Raw genomic sequence first — 20,125 nt, 5'->3', positions numbered from 1 at the left:
AAAGATAACTCTATGATAAGCCATTGCTTATCGCCGGAGTATTTAGATGTTGAAGTTATGGATTTTAACGACACTGCTGCTTAGCAGTTGTTTATCGGTGTTTGTGGTCAAGGCCGCGCCTGTAGATCACCACAGTTTTGCCAATATTGCTGAGGTGTATACCAACAAGCTCAGCCTGGATTTAACCGTTGATTTTGAGCAGCAACAACTGCATGGTTTTGCTGAGCATACCCTGACCCGCAAAGACCCAAAATCCAACCAACTGATCCTCGACAGCCGCGCCTTAGTGATTGAAAAAGTTTTGCAGGCCGATGACCAAGGGGCGTGGCGCACTGCGGCGTTTAAGCTTGGTGCTGTGGATGCCATCAAAGGCCAGCCTTTAACCATTCAGCTGACGCCTACCAGTACCAAAGTACGGGTTTATTATCGTACCACCGCCGAAAGTTCCGGTTTGCAATGGCTGAATGCCGCGCAAACCAGCGAAAAACAACAACCGTTTTTGTTTAGTCAATCACAGGCCATTCATGCCCGTAGTTGGATCCCATTGCAGGATACACCGGCCCTTCGCGTGAGTTATCAAGCCCGGATCCGTACGCCCAAACAATTAATGGCGGTAATGAGTGCCGATAACAGCAAAAACACCGAGCGGGACGGTGATTACCAGTTTGTCATGCCACAACCCATTCCGGCGTATCTGATAGCGATTGCGGTAGGTGATTTGCATTTCCAGCCGATGTCAGATCAGACCGGCATCTATGCAGAAAAAACCTGGCTGGCCAAAGCCGCGGCAGAATTTAGCGATACTCAGAAAATGATGGACGTGGCCAGTAAACTTTATGGTGAGTATCCCTGGGGTCGTTACGATTTGCTGATTTTGCCGGCCAGTTTTCCGTTTGGTGGCATGGAAAACCCGCGGCTTTCTTTTATTACGCCAACGGTGATTACTGGCGATAAAAGCCTGGTCAGTCTGATTGCTCATGAGCTGGCGCATTCCTGGTCCGGCAATCTGGTCACCAACAGTAACTGGAACGATTTGTGGCTCAACGAAGGTTTTACCAATTTCTTTGAAAACCGACTGATGGCGGAAGTCTATGGGCCAGCCCGGGCAGCCATGGAATACAGCCTAAGTGTGAAGGACTTACAACGTGATATTGCCGAGCTGGAACCCGCTGATACTGCGCTACAACTGCAACTGACTGGCCGCGATCCGGACGATGCGTTTAGCCAGGTGGCTTATGTCAAAGGTCAGTTGTTATTGCAGTTGCTGGAAAATAAATTCGGCCGCGAGAAATTTGATGCCTTTATCAGTGCATATTTTAAAAAGTTTGCTTTTCAGTCGATGGACACCCAGACCTTTTTGCAATTTTTACAGCAACAATTGCTGGATAAATACCCTGGCGTAGTCAGTAAAACCGAAGTTGAGCAGTGGGTGTTTGGGGCTGGTTTGCCCGCAGGATTCCCTATGCAACATTCCGATGCCTTTGCGCTGGTCTCCAAGCAACTGCAAGCCTGGTTACAACAGGACATAACACTTTCAGCTTTACCCACCAAAACCTGGACCGTGCACGAATGGCTGCATTTTATCAATCAGTTACCACGTGACTTGGCACCGGCAAAACTGGCCGAGCTGGACGCGGCTTTTGCACTGAGTCAAAGCAGTAATGCTGAAATTTTTGTCGCCTGGAGCCGACTCACCATTCCACTGAATTATTTGCCGGTGATGCCGCAAGTGCAGCAATTTTTACTGAACGTTGGCCGGACTAAGTTTGTAGTGCCGCTGTATCGGTTATTGTTGGAAAACCCCGCACAACAAGGTTTTGCTAAAGAAATTTATCAGCAAGCCAAGCCTGGTTATCACCCGCTGACCCAGGCACAGATTGATAAAGCCTTCGCCGGCTAACATCACTTCACAGTTTTTACAGGCGGTACTTGCTAGGATGCCGCCCGTGTCTTTCAGGGCAGATTCAGTTCTGGAGCCACATGCTGTTCCCGCCGTGCTGATTCTGAGATAAGGATTCTGCGGCAAGAATTCTGATGTTAACAGTCAAAGTGTTGTGGCTGTTCTGCTTGTTTAAATGATGGAGATCTCGATGAAAAAAATATTACCACTGCTGGTTGGCCTGACGCTGTTGCCATTATCTGCTATCGCTGAGCCTGAAATGGCGCTGATCACTGTCCAAGGCTCAGGTGCGGTGCCAACCCCACCTGATTTTGCCAGATTAACCATGACCATCGGCAGTCGCCAGACGGCAGTCAGTCAGGCTAAAACCGATGTTGATAACAAAGTGACACAAATTACCGCCATGCTGCAAAAGCTGGGCATCAAAAACACCGATATCAACAATGCGCCACTGCGAATTTACCCAGAGTATCAAGCCGAAAAAACCACCACTGAATTGTTTAAAGTGGAACGGGAAGTGACAGTGACAGTGCGTAACCTCAGTCAATATCCGGAAATTCTGGAGCAAGCAGCGGTGCTGGGCGTGACTCAGCTACAACCGGCCGAATTATTATCCTCAAAAGCCGAAGGTTTGTATCAGCAGGCTTTACAGCTTGCTTATGCCGATGCAGAAGAGAAAGCCAAAGCACTGGCAAAGTTAAGTGGTCGTAAAATCGCCAGAGTACACCAGATCCAGGAGCAGGGTAGTTCACCGGCACCGCGCCTGAAAATGGCCATGATGGAAGCAGATTCTGTGCAATTTGGCAGCAACAATGTCCGGGCTGACCTGACAATCCAGTTCGAACTGGCTAAACCCTGAGAAATGTTAGCGGCAAAGGTTTAAATTTCCAGCCAAACCAAGTATGGTATGGCGCATTGTTGCGACCATATGTTAAAGACCAATGCTTGCTGAAAAATTAGACTTTTACCGCACGTTAGTAGCCCAGGCTGAAGCCTTAATTGCTGATGAGCCGGATATGATTGCCAATATGGCAAACCTCAGTGCGCTGTTATTTAATGAAATGCCTGATCTGAATTGGTCAGGCTTTTATATTTTACGCCAGGGCGAATTAGTGTTAGGCCCGTTTCAGGGCAAACCTGCTTGTGTCCGGATCCCGGTTGGCAAGGGTGTTTGTGGTACTGCGGTCGCCACGGGAGACATTCAGCTAGTAACAGACGTACATGAATTCCCTGGCCATATTGCCTGTGATGCCGCCAGTAATTCCGAAATCGTGTTGCCGGTGCGCCATCTGGGCGAAATTATCGCCGTTCTGGATATCGACAGCCCGTCGCTTGCCCGATTTGATCTGTCTGATCAACAAGGCCTCGCTGAATTAGTCACTGTTTTTGAGCGCCGTTTGGATCAGACTTTATGAAAGATTTGGTTTCGATCCAGGACTATTTGTTGTCCATCGCCGATGTCGGAGACTGGGAAGGCGAAGAAGAGTTAGTTGCAGACCGGATCAATGCTATATACCATGCGGTTTGGGAAAAAATTCCGGATGACACCAGTGTCGATTTAATTGACCGGGTGCTCAACGAAATCTGGGATCAACTTCGCGGCAGCACCATTATTCTGGATGCCGATGAATATGAATTGATCGACTGGGCGCAAGCCCATATGCGTAAAACGCTGTCCAACGCGGATGAAGACGAAGACGATGCTGACGACAATCAAGACCATGACGACAGCGATACCGATGAAGAAAACGACGAAGAAGATGAAGAGTATTGATGCATGACTAGCCAAGTCGAACCACAAGTTAAACCGCACAACGTCAAAGAAATTGTTGCCCTGTTAACAGAGCAGTTTCCCCTTTGTTTCAGCCAGAGCGGCGAAGCCAAACCACTGAAAATAGGTATTTTCCAGGATTTAGTTGAACGCCTGAAAGACAACCCGTTATTCAGCAAAACGCAGTTGCGTCAGGCGCTGCGGGTTTATACCTCCAGCTGGCGTTATCTGGATGCGGTCAAGGCCGGGGTTGCCCGGATTGATTTGGAAGGTGTCGCAGGTGACCTTGTTGATGAACAACAAGCCGAACACGCTGCAAAAACTCTGGTCGAAAGCAAAGCCAAAGCAGCTGAAGTGCGTAAAGCCAAAGCGCTGGAACACAAAGCCCGTCAGCAACAGTTGAAAGCTCAGGCTGATGCATCACAGCCTGCTTCAACAGATGTTGCTAAAACAGACAAACCTGCTTACAAAAAAAATGCCCCAAGAACTGCCGCTAAACCAGCGAAAAGTTCTACTCTGAAAGAGAATCGTCCTGCCAAATCTGCAACTCCGGTTGTTGCTGAAAAAGCATTACAGGCAGTCACGACGGTTGATTTAGTCGTTGGTGCGAAAGTTTTAATTAAATTGGGCCAGAACCCAATGCCAGCCACTATAGTCGAAGTAGTTAAACAGGATGTCGTGGTGCAGTTAGCCTCTGGTATGGTGGTCAAAACGCATAGCGGCAGTTTGTATCAGGCTTAACAACACAGAGTCTCAGATGAAAAAATTATCCGGTATAGCCGCAGCACTTTTGATTGTGATGGGCAGCTCAGCGCTTGCCTCCGTGACCACAGACGTGGTGACAATGCCAAAATTGGCACAATTAGATCAGCATTTTACCGCCAGTAAACGTGTCGCCGCTATCTTCACCCGTGGCCATTATTTGCAGGTGAAAATAGATGATGAACTTTCGGCAAAGGTGTTTGAACGCTATCTGGATAGTCTGGACTATTACCACAATGTGATGCTTAAAAGCGACATTGATGCTTTTGCCCAATACAAATTTCAGTTTGATGATGCCATCCAAAAAGGTCAGTTTGACTTTGCTTTTCAAATGTTTAATTTGAGTTTGCAACGTCGCGCTGAACGATTTGACTACGCTATTTCCCTGCTGGAACAGCCCTTTGATTTCACTAAGCCTGACAGTTACGAATATGAACGTGAAGACGCGCCTTGGGCAACCGACCTGGCGCAGCTGAACGAATTATGGCGGCAACGGGTTAAGTTTGACGCACTCAATTTAAAATTGACCGGCAAAAAGCCGGAAGAAATTAAAGAGCTGCTGTTAAAACGCTACAAAAGCGCCAAAAAGCGCTTAGCACAGACCGAAAGCGAAGATGTATTTCAGCTTGTGCTGAACTCTTATGCGCGCAGCATTGAAGCTCATACTTCGTATTTATCACCTCGTAATGCTGACCGATTCCAGCAGGAAATGAACCTGAGCCTGGAAGGAATTGGTGCGGTACTGCAGCTGGATGACGATTACACAGTGATCGCCAGCCTGGTACCGGGTGGTCCGGCTGATATGACGAAGAAACTCAAGCCTAAAGACAAAATTGTCGGTGTAGCGCAGGGGAGCGAAGAGTTTGTCGATATCGTCGGTTGGCGTTTAGATGACGTTGTTGATCTGATTAAAGGCCCTAAAGGTTCTAAAGTCCGGTTACAGGTGATGGCTGCCAGCGATATCGCCGGCACCGCACCACAACAAATTGAAATTGTGCGGGACAAAATCCGCTTAGAAGACCGCGCCGCTAAAGGTGAGGTGTTCAAGTCGTTGTTGCATGAAAACGGCAAGAATATTGGTGTGATTAATATTCCGAGTTTCTACAACAATCTGACCGAAGATGTGAAAAAAGAACTGGCGGCGCTGAAAGAGAAAAAAGTGGACGGCATTATTGTCGACTTACGTGGCAACGGCGGTGGTTCATTGCCGGAAGCCATCACGCTGACCGGTTTGTTTATCGATAAAGGCCCGGTAGTACAAATTCGCGAAGGCAATGGCAGGATCATGCAAAACGATGATACCGACGCCAGTGTGTTTTACGAAGGCCCGTTGACGGTGATGGTTGATCGCTACAGTGCATCGGCTTCAGAAATTTTTGCGGCTGCGCTGCAGGACTACGGCCGTGCGGTAATTATCGGCGAAAATACCTTCGGTAAAGGCACAGTGCAGCAGCACCGAGGTCTGGGCCGGATTTATGATACCTTTGATGGTGAACTGGGCAGTGTGCAGTACACCATCGCCAAGTTCTACCGCATCAATGGTGGCAGCACGCAGCACAAAGGCGTGATCCCTGACATTATTTTCCCATCGCCAATCGACCCGGCAGAATGGGGCGAAAGCAAAGAGAAAAACGCTTTACCCTGGGACTCAATTCCTGCTGCAGCTTACGCCAGTACGCCAGATCTGAAAGTGACGCTGCCATTGCTTGCAGAAAAGCACCAGAAACGGATTGCCGCTGAGCCAGAGTTTAATTTCCTGATGCAGGATATTGCCGACTACAAGCGCGAAAAAGACGTTAAAACCATTTCGCTGAATGAAAAAGAGCGATTGGCGAAAAAAGATGAATTGGCGGCAAAAGAGTTAGTCCGTACCAATGAACGATTAGCCAGACTGAAATTGCCTGCAGTGAAAAAAGTTGAAGATGCACCGGAAACCCTGGAAAAATTAGATCCGTTCCTGGAAGAAGCTGCATTAATCACTTCTGATCTAATCATGAGCAACCGGCTGGCGAAGAAATAACCCCAGCAATACCGGCATTCGCCACACACCCGACAAAGGACTGACTTCAGTCCTTTGTTTTTATTGAATATCCAGGATTTAAACGAACAAATGCCGCCCCATTTGGGGATGTGCATTACAGTTTTAAATCAAATGGCCAGTGTTATTCAGCAAGCAAATTAAGGTTTTTTTAGATGCAACAACAGCGTCAATCCATGCATGGCCAATGGTCTAGCCGTTTCACCTTCATTATCGCGGCAACCGGCGCCGCCGTTGGTCTTGGTAATATCTGGAAGTTTCCATACATCATGGGACAAAACGGCGGTGGCGCATTTGTGCTGGTTTATTTGCTATGCATTTTGCTGATTGGCATTCCGGTGTTGATGGCGGAAGTGATGATGGGCAAACGTGGCCGGCAAAGCCCAGGATTAACGGCGCGGACGCTGGTGTTAGAGGCCAATGCCCATCGTTACTGGCAGGTTACCGGCTGGGTCGGCTTGCTGGCTGGCTTTTTAATCTTGTCATTTTATTCAGTGATTGCGGGTTGGGCTTTTGCTTATGTACCAAAAGCACTACAAAACAGCTTTTCCGGTAAATCGGCGGCCGAACTTGGTCAGATGTTTGGCGAATTTTCGGCAGATAGTCAGAGCTTGCTGTTATGGACCACCGTGGTCATTGTGTTGACTTGTGCAGTGGTTGCTCGTGGCTTAAAACAGGGGCTGGAGCGTAGTTTGAAGCTGATGATGCCAGCTTTATATGTGTTATTGATTTTGATGGCGGTGTACGCCGGGTTCACCGGGGAGTTCCTCAAAGCCCTGAATTACATGTTTTATCCGGACTTTTCCAAACTGACCGTTAATGGTGTGTTGATTGCACTCGGACATGCGTTTTTCACTTTAAGTCTGGCATCCGGTGTGATGATGATTTATGGCGCTTATTTGCCGAATAATGTTTCTATCGTCAAAACCTCCATTTGGATTGCGCTGGCTGATACCTCAGTGGCGTTGATTGCCGGGATGGTGATTTATCCGATTGTATTTGGCCAGGGATTGGATGCCGGGCAGGGGCCTGGGTTGATTTTTGTCACCTTGCCAATTGCCTTTGGCAGCATGCCGGGTGGGGCGGTGATTGGCACTTTGTTCTTTTTGATGCTGGTGTTTGCCGCTTTTACCTCGACCATTGCGATGATTGAGTCTGTGGTGGCCTGGCTGATTGAATCACGTGGTTTTACCAGGATTAAAGCCGCCATTTTGGCGGGATCAGTGTTATGGCTGATGAGTTTACTGACGGTATTTTCCTTTAGTAAAGCCAGCTGGACGCAGTGGCACTTTAATTTCATGGGCAAAGAAGTGCACAATCTGTTTGAAATCCTTGATCATCTGGCCGCAGATATTATGTTGCCGCTGGGCGGTTTGGCGATTGCGCTTTTTGCCGGTTGGGTGATGAAACAACATGCCACCGAACAAGAGTTGAATACTTCGCCACTTGCTTATACTATCTGGCGTTTCTGTATCCGCTGGTTCACACCTGTTGCTATTGGACTGGTGTTTCTGAATCTTGTCGGCGTACTCTGACCATAACTATAAAGCCCGAAAAAATCGGGCGCTGAGTAACGAAAATGACCCTGAATGTTAAACAACCCAGCCTGCTGGATGCCTTAATCCCCCTTGTGATGCTCATAATGTTACTGGGGCTGTCCGTTTATCTGTATGGCAGTGATTCCTCCTATGGGCCGAATCAAATTGCCTTGTTTGTTGCTGCTGGTGTCGCGCTGATTGTCGGTCTGAAAAATGGCCATCAGTGGTCGGCGCTGGAACAAGCGATGGTGCATGGCATTTCGCTGTCGCTCGGCGCTATTTTAATTCTGTTTGCCGTAGGGGCCTTGATCGGCACCTGGCTGTTGTCCGGTACTGTGCCGTCATTAATTTACTTCGGCCTGCAAGTGCTCAATCCTTCATGGTTTTATGCCGCGGCCTGTATTTTATGTGCCGTTGTAGCGCTGAGTATCGGCAGTTCCTGGACCACGGCCGCCACCATCGGGGTCGCCTTGATTGGCGTGGCGATGGGTTTGGGGTTGTCGCCGGTGGTGACCGCTGGTGCTATTATTTCCGGCGCTTATTTTGGCGATAAAATTTCGCCGCTGTCGGATACCACCAATCTGGCGCCGGCGATGGCAGGTGCTGAATTGTTTGAACATATTCGTCACATGACCTGGACCACTGTTCCGAGTTTATTTCTGGCGATCCTGATTTTCGCGCTGATGGGCTTTAATCATTCCGGTGAAGCTGATGCTGAAAAAATTGTGCAATTAAGTGCCGAGCTGGAAAAACAGTTTGATATTCATTGGTATCACTTATTGCCGATGTTGGTGCTGATGGTGATGGCCGTGAAAAAAGTACCGGCTTTTCCAACGGTCGCTATCGGCGCATTACTGGGTGGCGTGTGGGCTGTGATATTCCAGCCGGATCTGATCGCTCGCATGACAGATCAAAGCCTGCCAGCGTTTTTAGGCACCTTAAAAGTCGTCTGGACCACCTTACACAGTGGTTTTGTCATCGAAACCGGTAATGCCGAACTGGATAAATTATTGTCCGGTGGTGGCATGGCGAAAATGATGAATACAGTGTGGTTGGTGATGTCGGCCATGGTGTTTGGCTCTGTGCTGGAACACACCGGTTTACTGAAGCGCTTTGTACAAATTATTCTGGCACGGGCGCATAGTACCGGCTCTTTGATCACCAGTACCATCGTGACCTGTATCGCCACCAATATTCTGACTGCCGATCAATATATGGCAATAGTAATGCCGGGTCGGATGTTCAAAGAAGAATATGCACGTCGCGGCCTGGCACCGGTGAATTTATCCCGTACGCTCGAGGATGGCGGTACTATTACCAGTCCGTTAGTGCCGTGGAATACCTGCGGTGCTTATATGCACGGTGTGTTAAACGTCAACCCGCTGGATTATATTTTTTATGCCTTCTTTAACCTGATTAACCCGGTGCTGGCGATTATTTACGCTTATTGCGGGATTAAAATTCTGAAATTGACCCCGCCGCCAGCTGTGTTTAACCCGCTGGCACCCGTGGTTGAACCCGTTCCGGATGTTGCGTTAAAGTCTTAAGTCATTTATACCCGTCATCCTTGAAGATGCGGGGTTGTTGCCTTCGCTCGCTCACCCCAGTCACATAGGACAACTACGCTCCTGGGGTCTCACGAGCTTGTCGCCTACCCGAATCTTCAATGATTTTGGGTATAGTTCACTTCGCTGCAAAATTTTCAGCTAAGTGACTAGTTTCTGCAAGCGAAGCAAGGCTGTACCGACTTCAAGTCAGGGCAGCCTTTTACATGATAGTGTCCACTGTTCGCAGAACCGGGCATTTTGTCGGTATTTTCTGATGGAGTCGTTATGAGCCAGTCGCGTCAAATCAAACGTTTAGCCGATTATCAGGCACCTTCCTTTCTCACGCACAGTATCGAGTTGGAATTTGTGTTGGATCCAGCCGCGACGCAGGTCACCGCGATTAGCAAAATCAGCCGCCAGGGCGCCCATCAATTACCGTTGCAGTTAGATGGCCATGGTTTTGAGTTGCTGGGTATCTGGCTGAATAATGTGCCGCTGACCGACTATCAGCAGACCGATGAGCAGCTTATTCTGGCTCAGCTGCCGGACGAATTTGAGCTTAAAATTGTCACGCAGTTAAATCCGGCCGAAAATACCGCGCTTGAAGGTTTGTATCTGTCTGGCGGCGCCTATTGCACCCAGTGTGAAGCCGAAGGCTTTCGCCGCATCACTTATTATCAAGACAGGCCGGATGTACTGGCGGTGTTTACCACGCACATTGTTGCCGACGCTAAAAGTTATCCGCACTTGCTGTCCAACGGTAATCTGATTGCGGACACTCTCCTGGAAAACGGCCAAAGACGAGTCAGCTGGCAGGACCCATTTCCGAAACCTTGTTACTTATTTGCGCTGGTGGCAGGCGATTTTGATGAGCTTGCCGATAGTTACACCACGGGCAGTGGCCGTGAAGTGGCGCTGAAATTTTATGTCGATAAGGGCAACCGGCAGCGGGCGGTGTTTGCGCTGGAGTCGTTAAAACGCGCCATGTTATGGGATGAACAGGAGTTTGGCCTGGAGTACGATTTAGATATTTATATGGTGGTCGCGGTTGATTTCTTCAATATGGGCGCGATGGAGAATAAAGGCCTGAATGTCTTTAATAGCAAATACGTGCTGGCCAATCCACAAACCGCCACCGATGTTGATTATTTTAATATCGAAAGTATTATCGGCCACGAGTACTTCCACAACTGGACCGGCAATCGTGTGACCTGCCGCGATTGGTTTCAGCTAAGTCTGAAAGAAGGGCTAACGGTGTTCCGGGATCAGCAATTCAGCGCCGCGATGGGTTCACCAACCTTGTGCCGGATTGATGCGATTAAAACCATCCGTACTGCGCAATTTGCCGAAGATGCCGGCCCGATGGCGCACCCGATCCGGCCGGAACAAGTGCTGGAGATGAATAACTTTTATACCGTAACTGTCTACGACAAAGGCGCCGAAGTGATCCGGATGCAGCACACTTTGCTAGGGCAGGCCGGTTTTCGCCGTGGCATGGATTTGTATTTCCAGCGCTTTGACGGCAAAGCGGTCACCTGTGATGACTTTGTGCAGGCGATGCAAGATGCCAATCAGTTTGATCTCAGTCAGTTCCGTCGCTGGTATCAGCAGGCAGGGACTCCAGAGCTAAGTGTGACCACCACGCAGGATGATGCGCTGGCAAGCTTCACGCTGACGTTACAGCAGCAGACCGATGCTACCGCCGATGGCAGTCCAAAATTGCCTTTGGTGCTGCCGGTGCGGCTGGAATTAATCAGCGCTGATCTGAATTACCGGAAACAGCATTTGTTGGTGTTGACTGAAGAGCGCCAGAGTTTTGTGTTTGAGCAGGTACCAGCGAATGTGCGAGCGGTCGTGCTGGCCGATTTTTCGGCGCCGGTGAAGCTGGTGCAACAAATAAGCCTCGATGATTTATTGTTTATTGCTGCCAATGCCAGCGATGGTGTGGCGCGTTGGGATGCAATGCAACAGATTTGGTCTGATATGGTACGTCAGTCAGTCGACGCCGCTGACCCTGTGATGATACCGGCAAGTTTACTGTCGATGTTCCGCCAATTGCTGGACCAGCCGCTGGAAGATTTGGAATTTACTGCCGAACTACTGGCGTTACCTGGTTTTGATACCTTGGCTGAACAGTATCCACAGATCCCAGTGGACGGCATCCTCAATACACTGCAGAGCTTCCGGCAGCAAATTGCCAAAGCGCTGACGGCTGAATTAAGCCGCTGTTATCAGCGCTTGCCACGCCAGCCTTATCAATATCAATCAACACAGGTTGGCATTCGTAAATTGCAGAGCCTGTGTTTGGGCTATCTGGCACAATCCATTTCGACTGCTGGTTCAGTGCCAGAAAATGCTGTTGTCACAGCGCTGTTACAGCAGCATTATCTGCAGGCAGATAATATGACGGATCGTCAGGCCACCTTAACAGCCGCTGTGCAAGCCGGACTTGAATTAGCACAGCCGTTGTTGCTGGATTTATTGGAAAAAGACGGCCGGGATCCGTTAATTTTTGATAAATGGGCCAGTTTACAGGTCAGCCTACCTACGACAAAAGTTTTTGAAATTATTGAAAATATTGTCAATTATCCGCAATTTAGCTGGAATAATCCAAACCGCGTGCGTGCGGTATTCAGTGCTTTTAGCCATTACAATCCGCAGCAGTTTCATCGTGCTGATGGTCGTGGTTATCAGTTGCTGGCAAGCATCGTCGGGAAAATCGATCACAGCAATCCACAACTGGCAGCCAGGCTGGTGACGCCGCTATTGTCATGGAAACGTTATGACGAAGCCCGCCAGCATCTGATCCAACAGCAATTAGGGCAGTTACGCGACCAACCAGGCCTCAGCAATGACTTATTTGAAAAAGTTGCCAGAAGTCTGAGCTAATGCAGCGTATTTATCGATTCCGACTGGAGTTGTCACCCGAACAATGCCTTGGTTATTATCAGGGCATCATTCAATACGTGCTGGTGCAGGCCGAATCCGGCGAAAGAGTGCAGCTGCGCGCCGAGAATTTTCGTGCTTTTATCACGCATAACGGCCTATCTGGCCGCTTTGAACTGACCACCACCCAACATGGCAAGTTTGTCGCTCTAAAAAAAATAAATTAGAGTAACTACTTTAAACGGTAGATTAAAACGACTGCTGTATTTTCAGGTTATTTGCCTATAATTTTCATTGAGTTAGGTAATAAATTTGGCAGTTTCTGAAATGCAGTTAAACTTAACTGCGGCAGGAATGAGGCCGAACACTACAATTACAAAAAAAACTAAAGCCAAATCAACAGATTTACGACAAACCAAGCCTTGCGCCCATTAGAAAATGATGTAATTATTTTATCTAAGTGGGTAGAGATCAGAGCAGTTGAAATCACTCATTCATTACAAAAACAAAATATACCTGCAGGGACAGGGGGGGAGATCACAAGATGAACAAAAGGCCATTTGCCTTTGCTAAAAATCCTTTAGCATTGAGCGTCGCGTCTGCGCTGTTAGCCTTGTCTGCAACATCAATCCAAGCGGCCAGTTTTACTATTGGCGACGACGTTGAAGTTGTATTCGACTCAAGCTTTTCTTATGGTGCCAGCTACCGCACCGAAGATCGGAATTGGGACACCATCAGTAAAGTTAATCATCCAAGATTTAACTGGACTGGCTACAACGCCGCGACCAATAACATTTATCCACCGTCTGAAATCTGGAAGAATCCAGGTGGCTACTCATCAAATGGTGACGCTGGTAACCTGAACTACGATAAAGGCGACAAATTCTCCGAGTTATTTAAAGGAACTCACGAATTATCAATCACTAAGGGTGATTATGGTCTGTTTACCCGTTTCATGTATTTTTATGACTCGGCGCTGATGGACGACAAAGGGGCTTACACCAACCCGGTATCTGGTAATCATGTTGATGCCTGTGCCGATGATGAAGCCCGTGATTTAGCCTGCCGTGATATCCGATTACTGGATGCCTATGTTTTCGCCAATTTCTCATTAAATGACGGTGCGAACCCGTTATCAATGCGGTTGGGTAATCAGGTATTAAGCTGGGGTGAAAGTACCCTAATCCAGCATGGTATCAACATTACGCCGATTGACGTTGGTATTGCCCGCCTGCCGGGTGCTGATTTAAAAGAAGCTTATATTCCGGTTGGGATGTTTTCGGCGTCTTTAGGGATTACCGAACAGCTTTCTGCTGAAGTCTTTTACCAGTACGAGTGGCAAAACAGCTACTTACCTGTACCAGGTTCATATTTCTCCACCAATGACTTCGCCGGTAAAGGCGGTTATGCGCAAAACATTCAGTTAGGTTTTGCTGGTAACCCGGATATTGACTTATCCACCTTGTTAGCCGGATTAAACGGTGTTGGCACCGGAGTTGCCGCGGTCAGTGCCATTTTGGCCAATCCAAATGCAACTGCTGCGCAGAAACAAGCAGCTCAAACGCAGCTCGGTCTGTTGTCGCAAGCTTATCTGGCTTATCCAACCAAAGTGACATTACGTCCTTACGGTGATGCCGGTGAGATTGAGCCGGAAGATGGTGGCCAGTATGGTTTGAAATTTGAGTATTTCTCGCCAGAACTGAATGACACTGAATTTGCTCTGTACTACATGAATTACCACAGCCGTACCCCGGTAATTTCTGGTATCGCTTCAGATTTCCGCACTGCAGCTATTCAGGCTGACCTGGGTTTCCTGGCTGCGAACGCCGGTAAAATTACCAAAGAAAACGTCTCAAGCTTAAAAGCGATGTCCAAGGGTTTAATTGAATACCCTGAAGATATCAAACTGTATGGCTTCAGCTTTAATACCACGTTGGAAGGCACTTCAGTTGCTGGTGAACTGGCGTATCGTCAGGATGAACCGCTGCAAATTGATGACGTTGAAATTCTATACGCTGGTATGCCAGAACAGTTGGCTATCGCCGGTATCCGCCCTGATTTAGCAGGTATTTCACAAATCGGTCGCTTTGATGGCAAAAAAGTCCAGCCTGGTCAATTTGCTCAGGGTTATATCCTGGCTGATACCACGCAGGCTCAGGTGACTATCACTCACTTGTTCGGACCTGTGCTTAATACTGACAACTTCACCTTATTGGCTGAAATTGGCGGTATTAAGATCAAAGATATGCCGTCCGAAGATGTCCTGCGATTAAATGGTCCAAACACCGATCGCAGTGGTTATCCGCTGTATGGTACCAACGGTGTCGGCGGTCCATTAGTTTTAAAAACAGGTCTGCACACAGGCTTGTCTGATGGTGCTGAAACCAATCCGTTCCCAACGGCTTCAGCCTGGGGCTATCGTTTAGTTGCCATTGCGAACTACAACAACATTATGGCGGGTGTCAACCTGACGCAACGGCTGGTGTTTTCGCATGACGTGAACGGTATTACACCGGATCCATTGTTTATGTTCTCAGAAGACAAAAAATCAGTCAGCTATAGCTTAGCTTTTGATTATCTGAACCAGTGGTCGGCGGAAGTTTCGTACAACGCTTTCTTTGATGGCGTCGGCACCACCAACAACACTGAAGACCGTGATTTTGTGTCTTTTAACATCAAATACTCATTATAAGGGACGAGATAGTCTTATGAAAAAACTCACCCTACTATCGTCCGCCATTGCTTTGATTGTCAGCTGTGGCGCATTGGCTAAATTACCAGCCGACCAGGTTGCGCGTCTTGGTGCTGATTTAACACCGCTGGGTGCTGAAAAAGCTGGTAATAAAGATGGCAGTATTCCGGCATGGAACGGCGGTATTACTGCGGTTCCTGCGGGATACAAAGCCGGTGATCACCATCCGGATCCGTTTGCAGCTGATAAAGTTGTGATGACAGTAACTAAAGCCAACATGGAACAACACAAAGCGTTGTTGTCTCCTGGTCAGCAGGCGTTATTTAATCTGTACCCGGATACCTACAAAATGCACGTGTATCCAACGCAGCGTTCAGCGTCTTACCCACAATATGTGTACGATGCGACCAAATCGATTGCTGCAAATGCCGAATTAGTGCAGGGCGGTAACGGTATTATCAACGCTGCTGTGGGTATTCCGTTCCCAATTCCAGCCAATGGTTTGGAAGCGATTTGGAACCACATCGTGCGTTACCGTGGTGTAGCTGCAACCCGTAATGGTGGTCAGGCTGCGCCAACGGCGACCGGTGCTTATACCCTGATCGGCTTTAACGAAGAGATCATGTTTAAGTACTCTGACCAAAAAGCCACCGCTGAAGCATTGCAGGCAGAAAATATCCTGTTCCGCTTTAAGCAAAGCGTGACTACACCAGCACGTCTGGCAGGTACTGCATTGTTAGTACACGAAACGATGGATCAGGTAAAAACCCCTCGTCAGGCGTGGACTTACAACACTGGTCAACGCCGTGTTCGTCGTGCGCCAAACGTGGCTTATGACGCGCCAGGTACTGCATCTGATGGCCTGCGGACCACCGATGATTTCGACATGTTTAACGGCTCACCAGATCGTTACACCTGGGAGCTGAAAGGCAAACAGGAAATGTTGATTCCATATAACAGCTACAAGCTGCATAGCAAGGAAACCAAGTACGACAGCCTGTTAACGGCCGGTCACTTAAATCCTGATTATGTCCGCTATGAAAAGCACCGGGTTTGGGTTGTTGAAGCAACGCTGAAATCCGGCATGCGCCATGTGTATGGCAAACGGGTGTTTTATATCGATGAAGACAGCTGGCAAATTCATGTTGCCGATCTGTACGATGCCCGTGGCGAATTATACCGCGTGGCAGTGGCACATGGTCTGAATTACTACGAAGTACCTACCCACTGGAGTACATTAGAGGTTTATCATGATCTGAACTCGCGTCGCTATATCGCGATCGGTTTAGATAACGAAGACCGGATGTATGATTTCTCAGTGAAATTATCGGATAACGACTTTACTCCGGCGGCACTGCGTCGGGAAGGTACCCGTTAATCAACTGGTGTGATGACAAACGGTTGGCTTGTGCCAACCGTTTTTGTTTCAGTTTAACCCTTGAGTAATAGCTCTAATGATGTCGAAAATTTTGTCAAGATTAGGCCTTTGTTGTGTGTTGCTGCCGTCGCCTGTGCTGGCGCAGACTACGCCTCAGGCCGCTTACCAATTGCCACGTGCAGTGAATTCGGTGCTGACCGACATTGTACCGGTGGGCACCAAATTCTGGATGGCTGCCGGCGAACGCGGCCACATCTTGCAAAGCATGGACGGGCTGATCTGGCAACAAATGCCGGTGCCATTGCAATCAAACCTGAATTCAATTTATTTCACCGACGAAACCCATGGCTGGGCAGTTGGACATGACGCCAGTATTTTGCATTCGAATGATGGCGGTGCCAGCTGGCAGATCCAGCAATTCCTGCCGGAATTGGATAAGCCATTATTTGATATCTTTTTTAAAGACCCACAGCACGGAATTGCAGTTGGTGCATATGGCATGTTTTATCGCACCAGCGATGCAGGCAAAACCTGGGTCAATGAATTCCATCTGGAACTGGCAAGTGTTGATGATCAACAACTGTTAGCCGAGTTAAAAGAAACGGACCCTGAAGGGTTCGCCGTCGAAATGTCTTCGGTGCTGCCACATTTTAACCGGCTTTATGCCGATGGCACCACGCTTTATCTGGTCGGTGAAGCCGGCTTTTTTGCCAAAAGTCAGGACTTCGGTTTGACCTGGCAACGACAAACAGAATTTTATAACGGCTCATTGTTTGGCATCACCAGAACCAAAGCACTAAGTTTGATTGCCGTTGGTTTGCGTGGGCACGTGTTTCGCAGTACTGACCAGGGCCTGAGCTGGCAGCAAATTGCGGTACCGTCGCCATCTACACTGAACAGTGTAATCAACGATGAAAACGGCCGGGTCTATCTGCTGGGCAATGCCGGAACTTTATTATTCAGTGATGATGATGGCCAGACTTTTGCTGCGATGAATCAGCAAGATGGCAAAGCCATTTTAAATGCGGTGGTGATTGCCAACCAATTGGTACTGGCAACCGAAACCGGAATTAAAACCATACAGTTAAAAGAAAGCAAAGCCTTATGAGTACCAGTCGTTTTATTAATAAGTGCGAATATGCGCTGTTTCGTCACCGCGGTTTTGTGATCCTGGCGTTTGTCGCCATGACGTTATTTTTATTGTTTAAAGCCAGCCAGATTAAACTCGACGCAGCTTTTACCAAAAATATTCCGTTAAAACACGAATATATGCAGACCTATTTAAAGCACGCCAAAGATTTTGGCGGCGCTAACAATATTCTGATTTCGGTGTGTGACGCCTCTGGCAATATTTTTAACCCGCAGTTTTTCGATACCTTCAAGAAAATCCATGACCAGGTGTATTACATGCCAGGGGTGGATCGGGTGTTAGTGAAATCCTTGTTTAGCCCAAGCACCCGTTTTGTCGAAGTGGTGGAAGACGGTTTTGCCGGTGGCCCGGTGATCCCGGCTGACTTTGCCGCCGATGCCAATGGCCTGGCCATCGTTAAGCAGAATGTCGACAAAGCCGGTATTGTTGGTCGGATGGTTGCAGACGATTACAGCTGCGCTATGGTCACGGCGCAGTTGCAGGAAATTAATCCGGATACCAATGAAAAGCTCGACACCATCGCTTTTGCCAATCAATTGGAAAACGATGTCCGTGGCCAGTATGAAAACGAACAAATTTCAGTGCATATCATCGGCTTTGCCAAAATGGTCGGCGATGTAGCAAATGGTGCTAAAGGCGTACTGGCGTTTTTCGCGGTGGCTATCGCCATTACGGCGGTGATGGTCTACCTGTTCTCCAAATCTGTAACCCTGACAATATTACCTATTGCCTGTTCACTGATTGCGGTGATCTGGCAGATGGGATTATTAACAGTGCTCGGTTTTGGCATTGATCCGATGTCGATTCTGGTACCGTTTTTAGTGTTTGCGATTGGCGTGAGCCATGGTGTGCAGATGATCAACGCTACCGGCAAAAACGTAGCCGCTGGTCTTGACGCCAAAACGGCTGCGCAGGCCAGCTTCCGTCATTTAATGATCCCGGGCGGCGTGGCGTTATTGTCGGACACTGTTGGTTTTATCACCTTGTTAATCATCGAGATTGGGGTGATCCGCGAATTGGCGATCACCGCAAGTTTGGGTGTGGGCGTGATTATTCTGACCAACTTGTTCTTATTACCGGTGCTGATGTCCTTTGTACGTTTTAAACCTTCGTATGTTGAGGCGGTTTCGGCTCCAACACCAAAAGCGGATAAATTCTGGCGGGCGTTGTCGGCCAGTGCTGAGCCGAAAGTCGCTGCAGTGATCCTGCTGATATCAGCCGCCTTATTTGCCGGTGGTTATTATCAAAGCAAACAGCTGAAAATTGGTGATCTGCAACCGGGTGCTTCGTCTTTACATGAAGATTCCCGTTATAACCAGGACACTTTCTTAATTACCGACCGCTACGCTATTTCCGTTGACTATATCAATGTGATGGTAGAAACCGATGCCAACGGCTGTACCTTCCACCCGATCATGGACAAGATTGACCAGTTCCAGTGGCGGATGGAAAACGTGCCGGGCGTGCAAAGTGCGGTGTCCTTGCCTTCAGTGTCAAAAACCATCAACGCTGCTTTTAACGAAGGCAACGTGAAATGGCGCATTTTGCCACGGACCACCGAATCGCTGGTGCAATCTTCGTCGCGCGTTGAAACCAGTACCGGTTTGCTCAATGGCGATTGTTCGGTGATGCCGGTTATTTTGTTCTTAAACGACCACAAAGCCGAGACCATCGAAAAAGTCATCGCCGAAGCGAAAAAAGTCGGCGCTGAGCTGGGGACCGACACCACCAAATTTATGCTGGCATCCGGTCCGGTTGGCGTGATGGCCGCCACCAATGAAGCGGTGGCAGCAGCACAAGATCCAATGACCTTGTATGTGTATGGCGCAGTGATCTTATTGTGTTTAATCAGTTTCCGTTCGGTGCGGGCGACCGTCGCGGTGATCCTGCCGTTGTATTTGGTGACTGTATTGGCAACGGCCTTAATGACGTTGCTCGGCATTGGTCTGACCGTATCGACCTTGCCAGTGATTGCACTGGGTGTGGGTATCGGTGTGGATTATGGAATTTATATCCTGACCAATATGACGCAACCGCTGCGTGATGGTATGCCGTTACGGGAAGCATATTACAATGCGCTGAAATCAACCGGCAGTGCGGTGCTGTTTACGGCAATCACCTTGGCGATTGGCGTCAGTACCTGGGTATTCTCGGCGCTGAAGTTCCAGGTCGATATGGGCATCCTGCTGACCTTTATGTTTATCGTCAATATGCTGGGTGCGGTGTTTGTATTACCAGCATTGGCGGCATTCTTTTGGCGTAAAAACCGATAATGGTTAAGTAATTACCCAAAATCATTAAAGTTGCAGGTAGGCGGCAATTGAACGAATCCCCAGGAGCATAGCTGTTCTATGTGACTGGGGTGAGAGAAAGCGGCCAACAACCCTGCAATTTTAAGGATGAAGGGGAATCGCATGTTTATGCAATTAATCTAATGAAAATGGCCTGCGGGCCATTTTGTTA

General features: G+C 48.4%; 14 protein-coding genes. All 14 read left to right on the top strand.

Translation table 11 applies throughout. The features are described from left to right. Nucleotides 1-46 precede the first annotated feature (46 nt). Complete coding sequence (locus A5320_RS07705; protein ID WP_068063247.1) at nt 47-1,900, top strand: M1 family metallopeptidase; 1,854 nt, start codon at nt 47-49, stop codon at nt 1,898-1,900. A 190-nt stretch (nt 1,901-2,090) separates the two neighbouring features. Continuing rightward, on the top strand, nt 2,091-2,759 hold the full coding sequence (locus tag A5320_RS07700) for an SIMPL domain-containing protein (RefSeq protein ID WP_068063242.1): 669 nt from the start codon (nt 2,091-2,093) through the stop codon (nt 2,757-2,759). 82 nt (nt 2,760-2,841) lie between these two features. Further along, on the top strand, nt 2,842-3,315 hold the full coding sequence (locus A5320_RS07695) for a GAF domain-containing protein (RefSeq protein WP_068063240.1): 474 nt from the start codon (nt 2,842-2,844) through the stop codon (nt 3,313-3,315). Further along, the gene (locus A5320_RS07690) at nt 3,312-3,674 is read left to right on the top strand and encodes a hypothetical protein (protein WP_068063236.1); all 363 of its coding nucleotides are present in this window, start codon (nt 3,312-3,314) and stop codon (nt 3,672-3,674) included. Before A5320_RS07695 ends, A5320_RS07690 begins: the two co-directional genes overlap by 4 nt. Before the next feature lie 3 nt (nt 3,675-3,677). Next, nucleotides 3,678-4,412: an RNA chaperone ProQ gene (gene proQ / locus A5320_RS07685; protein WP_068063234.1), complete on the top strand. Its 735-nt coding sequence runs from the start codon at nt 3,678-3,680 to the stop codon at nt 4,410-4,412. 16 nt (nt 4,413-4,428) lie between these two features. After that, nucleotides 4,429-6,453, top strand: a complete 2,025-nt coding sequence (gene prc / locus A5320_RS07680) for a carboxy terminal-processing peptidase (RefSeq protein ID WP_068063232.1) — start codon at nt 4,429-4,431, stop codon at nt 6,451-6,453. Between the two features lie 173 nt (nt 6,454-6,626). Further along, the gene (locus A5320_RS07675) at nt 6,627-8,006 is read left to right on the top strand and encodes a sodium-dependent transporter (RefSeq protein WP_068063230.1); all 1,380 of its coding nucleotides are present in this window, start codon (nt 6,627-6,629) and stop codon (nt 8,004-8,006) included. 44 nt (nt 8,007-8,050) lie between these two features. Then, nucleotides 8,051-9,556 (top strand): Na+/H+ antiporter NhaC, encoded by a 1,506-nt coding sequence (gene nhaC, locus A5320_RS07670; protein WP_068063228.1) that lies wholly within the window; start codon nt 8,051-8,053, stop codon nt 9,554-9,556. Between the two features lie 285 nt (nt 9,557-9,841). Further along, entirely contained in the window at nt 9,842-12,445 is a 2,604-nt protein-coding gene (gene pepN, locus A5320_RS07665; protein ID WP_068063227.1) for an aminopeptidase N, read from the top strand. Further along, nucleotides 12,445-12,669, top strand: a complete 225-nt coding sequence (locus tag A5320_RS07660; RefSeq protein WP_068063226.1) for a DUF2835 family protein — start codon at nt 12,445-12,447, stop codon at nt 12,667-12,669. Before pepN ends, A5320_RS07660 begins: the two co-directional genes overlap by 1 nt. Nucleotides 12,670-12,986: 317 nt before the next feature. Continuing rightward, a complete protein-coding gene (locus A5320_RS07655; protein WP_068063224.1) occupies nt 12,987-15,134 on the top strand; it encodes a DUF1302 domain-containing protein in 2,148 nt (715 codons plus the stop codon). A gap of 16 nt (nt 15,135-15,150) precedes the next feature. Beyond that, nucleotides 15,151-16,512, top strand: a complete 1,362-nt coding sequence (locus A5320_RS07650; RefSeq protein ID WP_068063223.1) for a DUF1329 domain-containing protein — start codon at nt 15,151-15,153, stop codon at nt 16,510-16,512. A 76-nt stretch (nt 16,513-16,588) separates the two neighbouring features. Further along, nucleotides 16,589-17,620 (top strand): WD40/YVTN/BNR-like repeat-containing protein, encoded by a 1,032-nt coding sequence (locus tag A5320_RS07645; protein WP_082971622.1) that lies wholly within the window; start codon nt 16,589-16,591, stop codon nt 17,618-17,620. Next, entirely contained in the window at nt 17,617-19,935 is a 2,319-nt protein-coding gene (locus A5320_RS07640) for an efflux RND transporter permease subunit (protein ID WP_068063219.1), read from the top strand. The genes A5320_RS07645 and A5320_RS07640 overlap by 4 nt, the downstream gene beginning before the upstream one ends. The last annotated feature ends 190 nt before the right edge of the window (nt 19,936-20,125 follow it).

Source organism: Rheinheimera sp. SA_1, from assembly GCF_001669775.1.
In the GTDB taxonomy this organism is placed as follows: Bacteria; Pseudomonadota; Gammaproteobacteria; order Enterobacterales; family Alteromonadaceae; genus Pararheinheimera.
This window is presented reverse-complemented; position numbering and strand designations above follow the sequence as displayed.

Coding starts and splice junctions, on each gene's coding strand:
- pepN (WP_068063227.1), top strand. CDS start 9,842: ATGAGCCAGTCGCGTCAAATCAAACGTTTAGCCGATTATCAGGCACCT.
- nhaC (WP_068063228.1), top strand. CDS start 8,051: ATGACCCTGAATGTTAAACAACCCAGCCTGCTGGATGCCTTAATCCCC.
- A5320_RS07640 (WP_068063219.1), top strand. CDS start 17,617: ATGAGTACCAGTCGTTTTATTAATAAGTGCGAATATGCGCTGTTTCGT.
- A5320_RS07690 (WP_068063236.1), top strand. CDS start 3,312: ATGAAAGATTTGGTTTCGATCCAGGACTATTTGTTGTCCATCGCCGAT.
- proQ (WP_068063234.1), top strand. CDS start 3,678: ATGACTAGCCAAGTCGAACCACAAGTTAAACCGCACAACGTCAAAGAA.
- A5320_RS07655 (WP_068063224.1), top strand. CDS start 12,987: ATGAACAAAAGGCCATTTGCCTTTGCTAAAAATCCTTTAGCATTGAGC.
- A5320_RS07705 (WP_068063247.1), top strand. CDS start 47: ATGTTGAAGTTATGGATTTTAACGACACTGCTGCTTAGCAGTTGTTTA.
- A5320_RS07675 (WP_068063230.1), top strand. CDS start 6,627: ATGCAACAACAGCGTCAATCCATGCATGGCCAATGGTCTAGCCGTTTC.
- prc (WP_068063232.1), top strand. CDS start 4,429: ATGAAAAAATTATCCGGTATAGCCGCAGCACTTTTGATTGTGATGGGC.
- A5320_RS07645 (WP_082971622.1), top strand. CDS start 16,589: ATGATGTCGAAAATTTTGTCAAGATTAGGCCTTTGTTGTGTGTTGCTG.
- A5320_RS07700 (WP_068063242.1), top strand. CDS start 2,091: ATGAAAAAAATATTACCACTGCTGGTTGGCCTGACGCTGTTGCCATTA.
- A5320_RS07660 (WP_068063226.1), top strand. CDS start 12,445: ATGCAGCGTATTTATCGATTCCGACTGGAGTTGTCACCCGAACAATGC.
- A5320_RS07695 (WP_068063240.1), top strand. CDS start 2,842: ATGCTTGCTGAAAAATTAGACTTTTACCGCACGTTAGTAGCCCAGGCT.
- A5320_RS07650 (WP_068063223.1), top strand. CDS start 15,151: ATGAAAAAACTCACCCTACTATCGTCCGCCATTGCTTTGATTGTCAGC.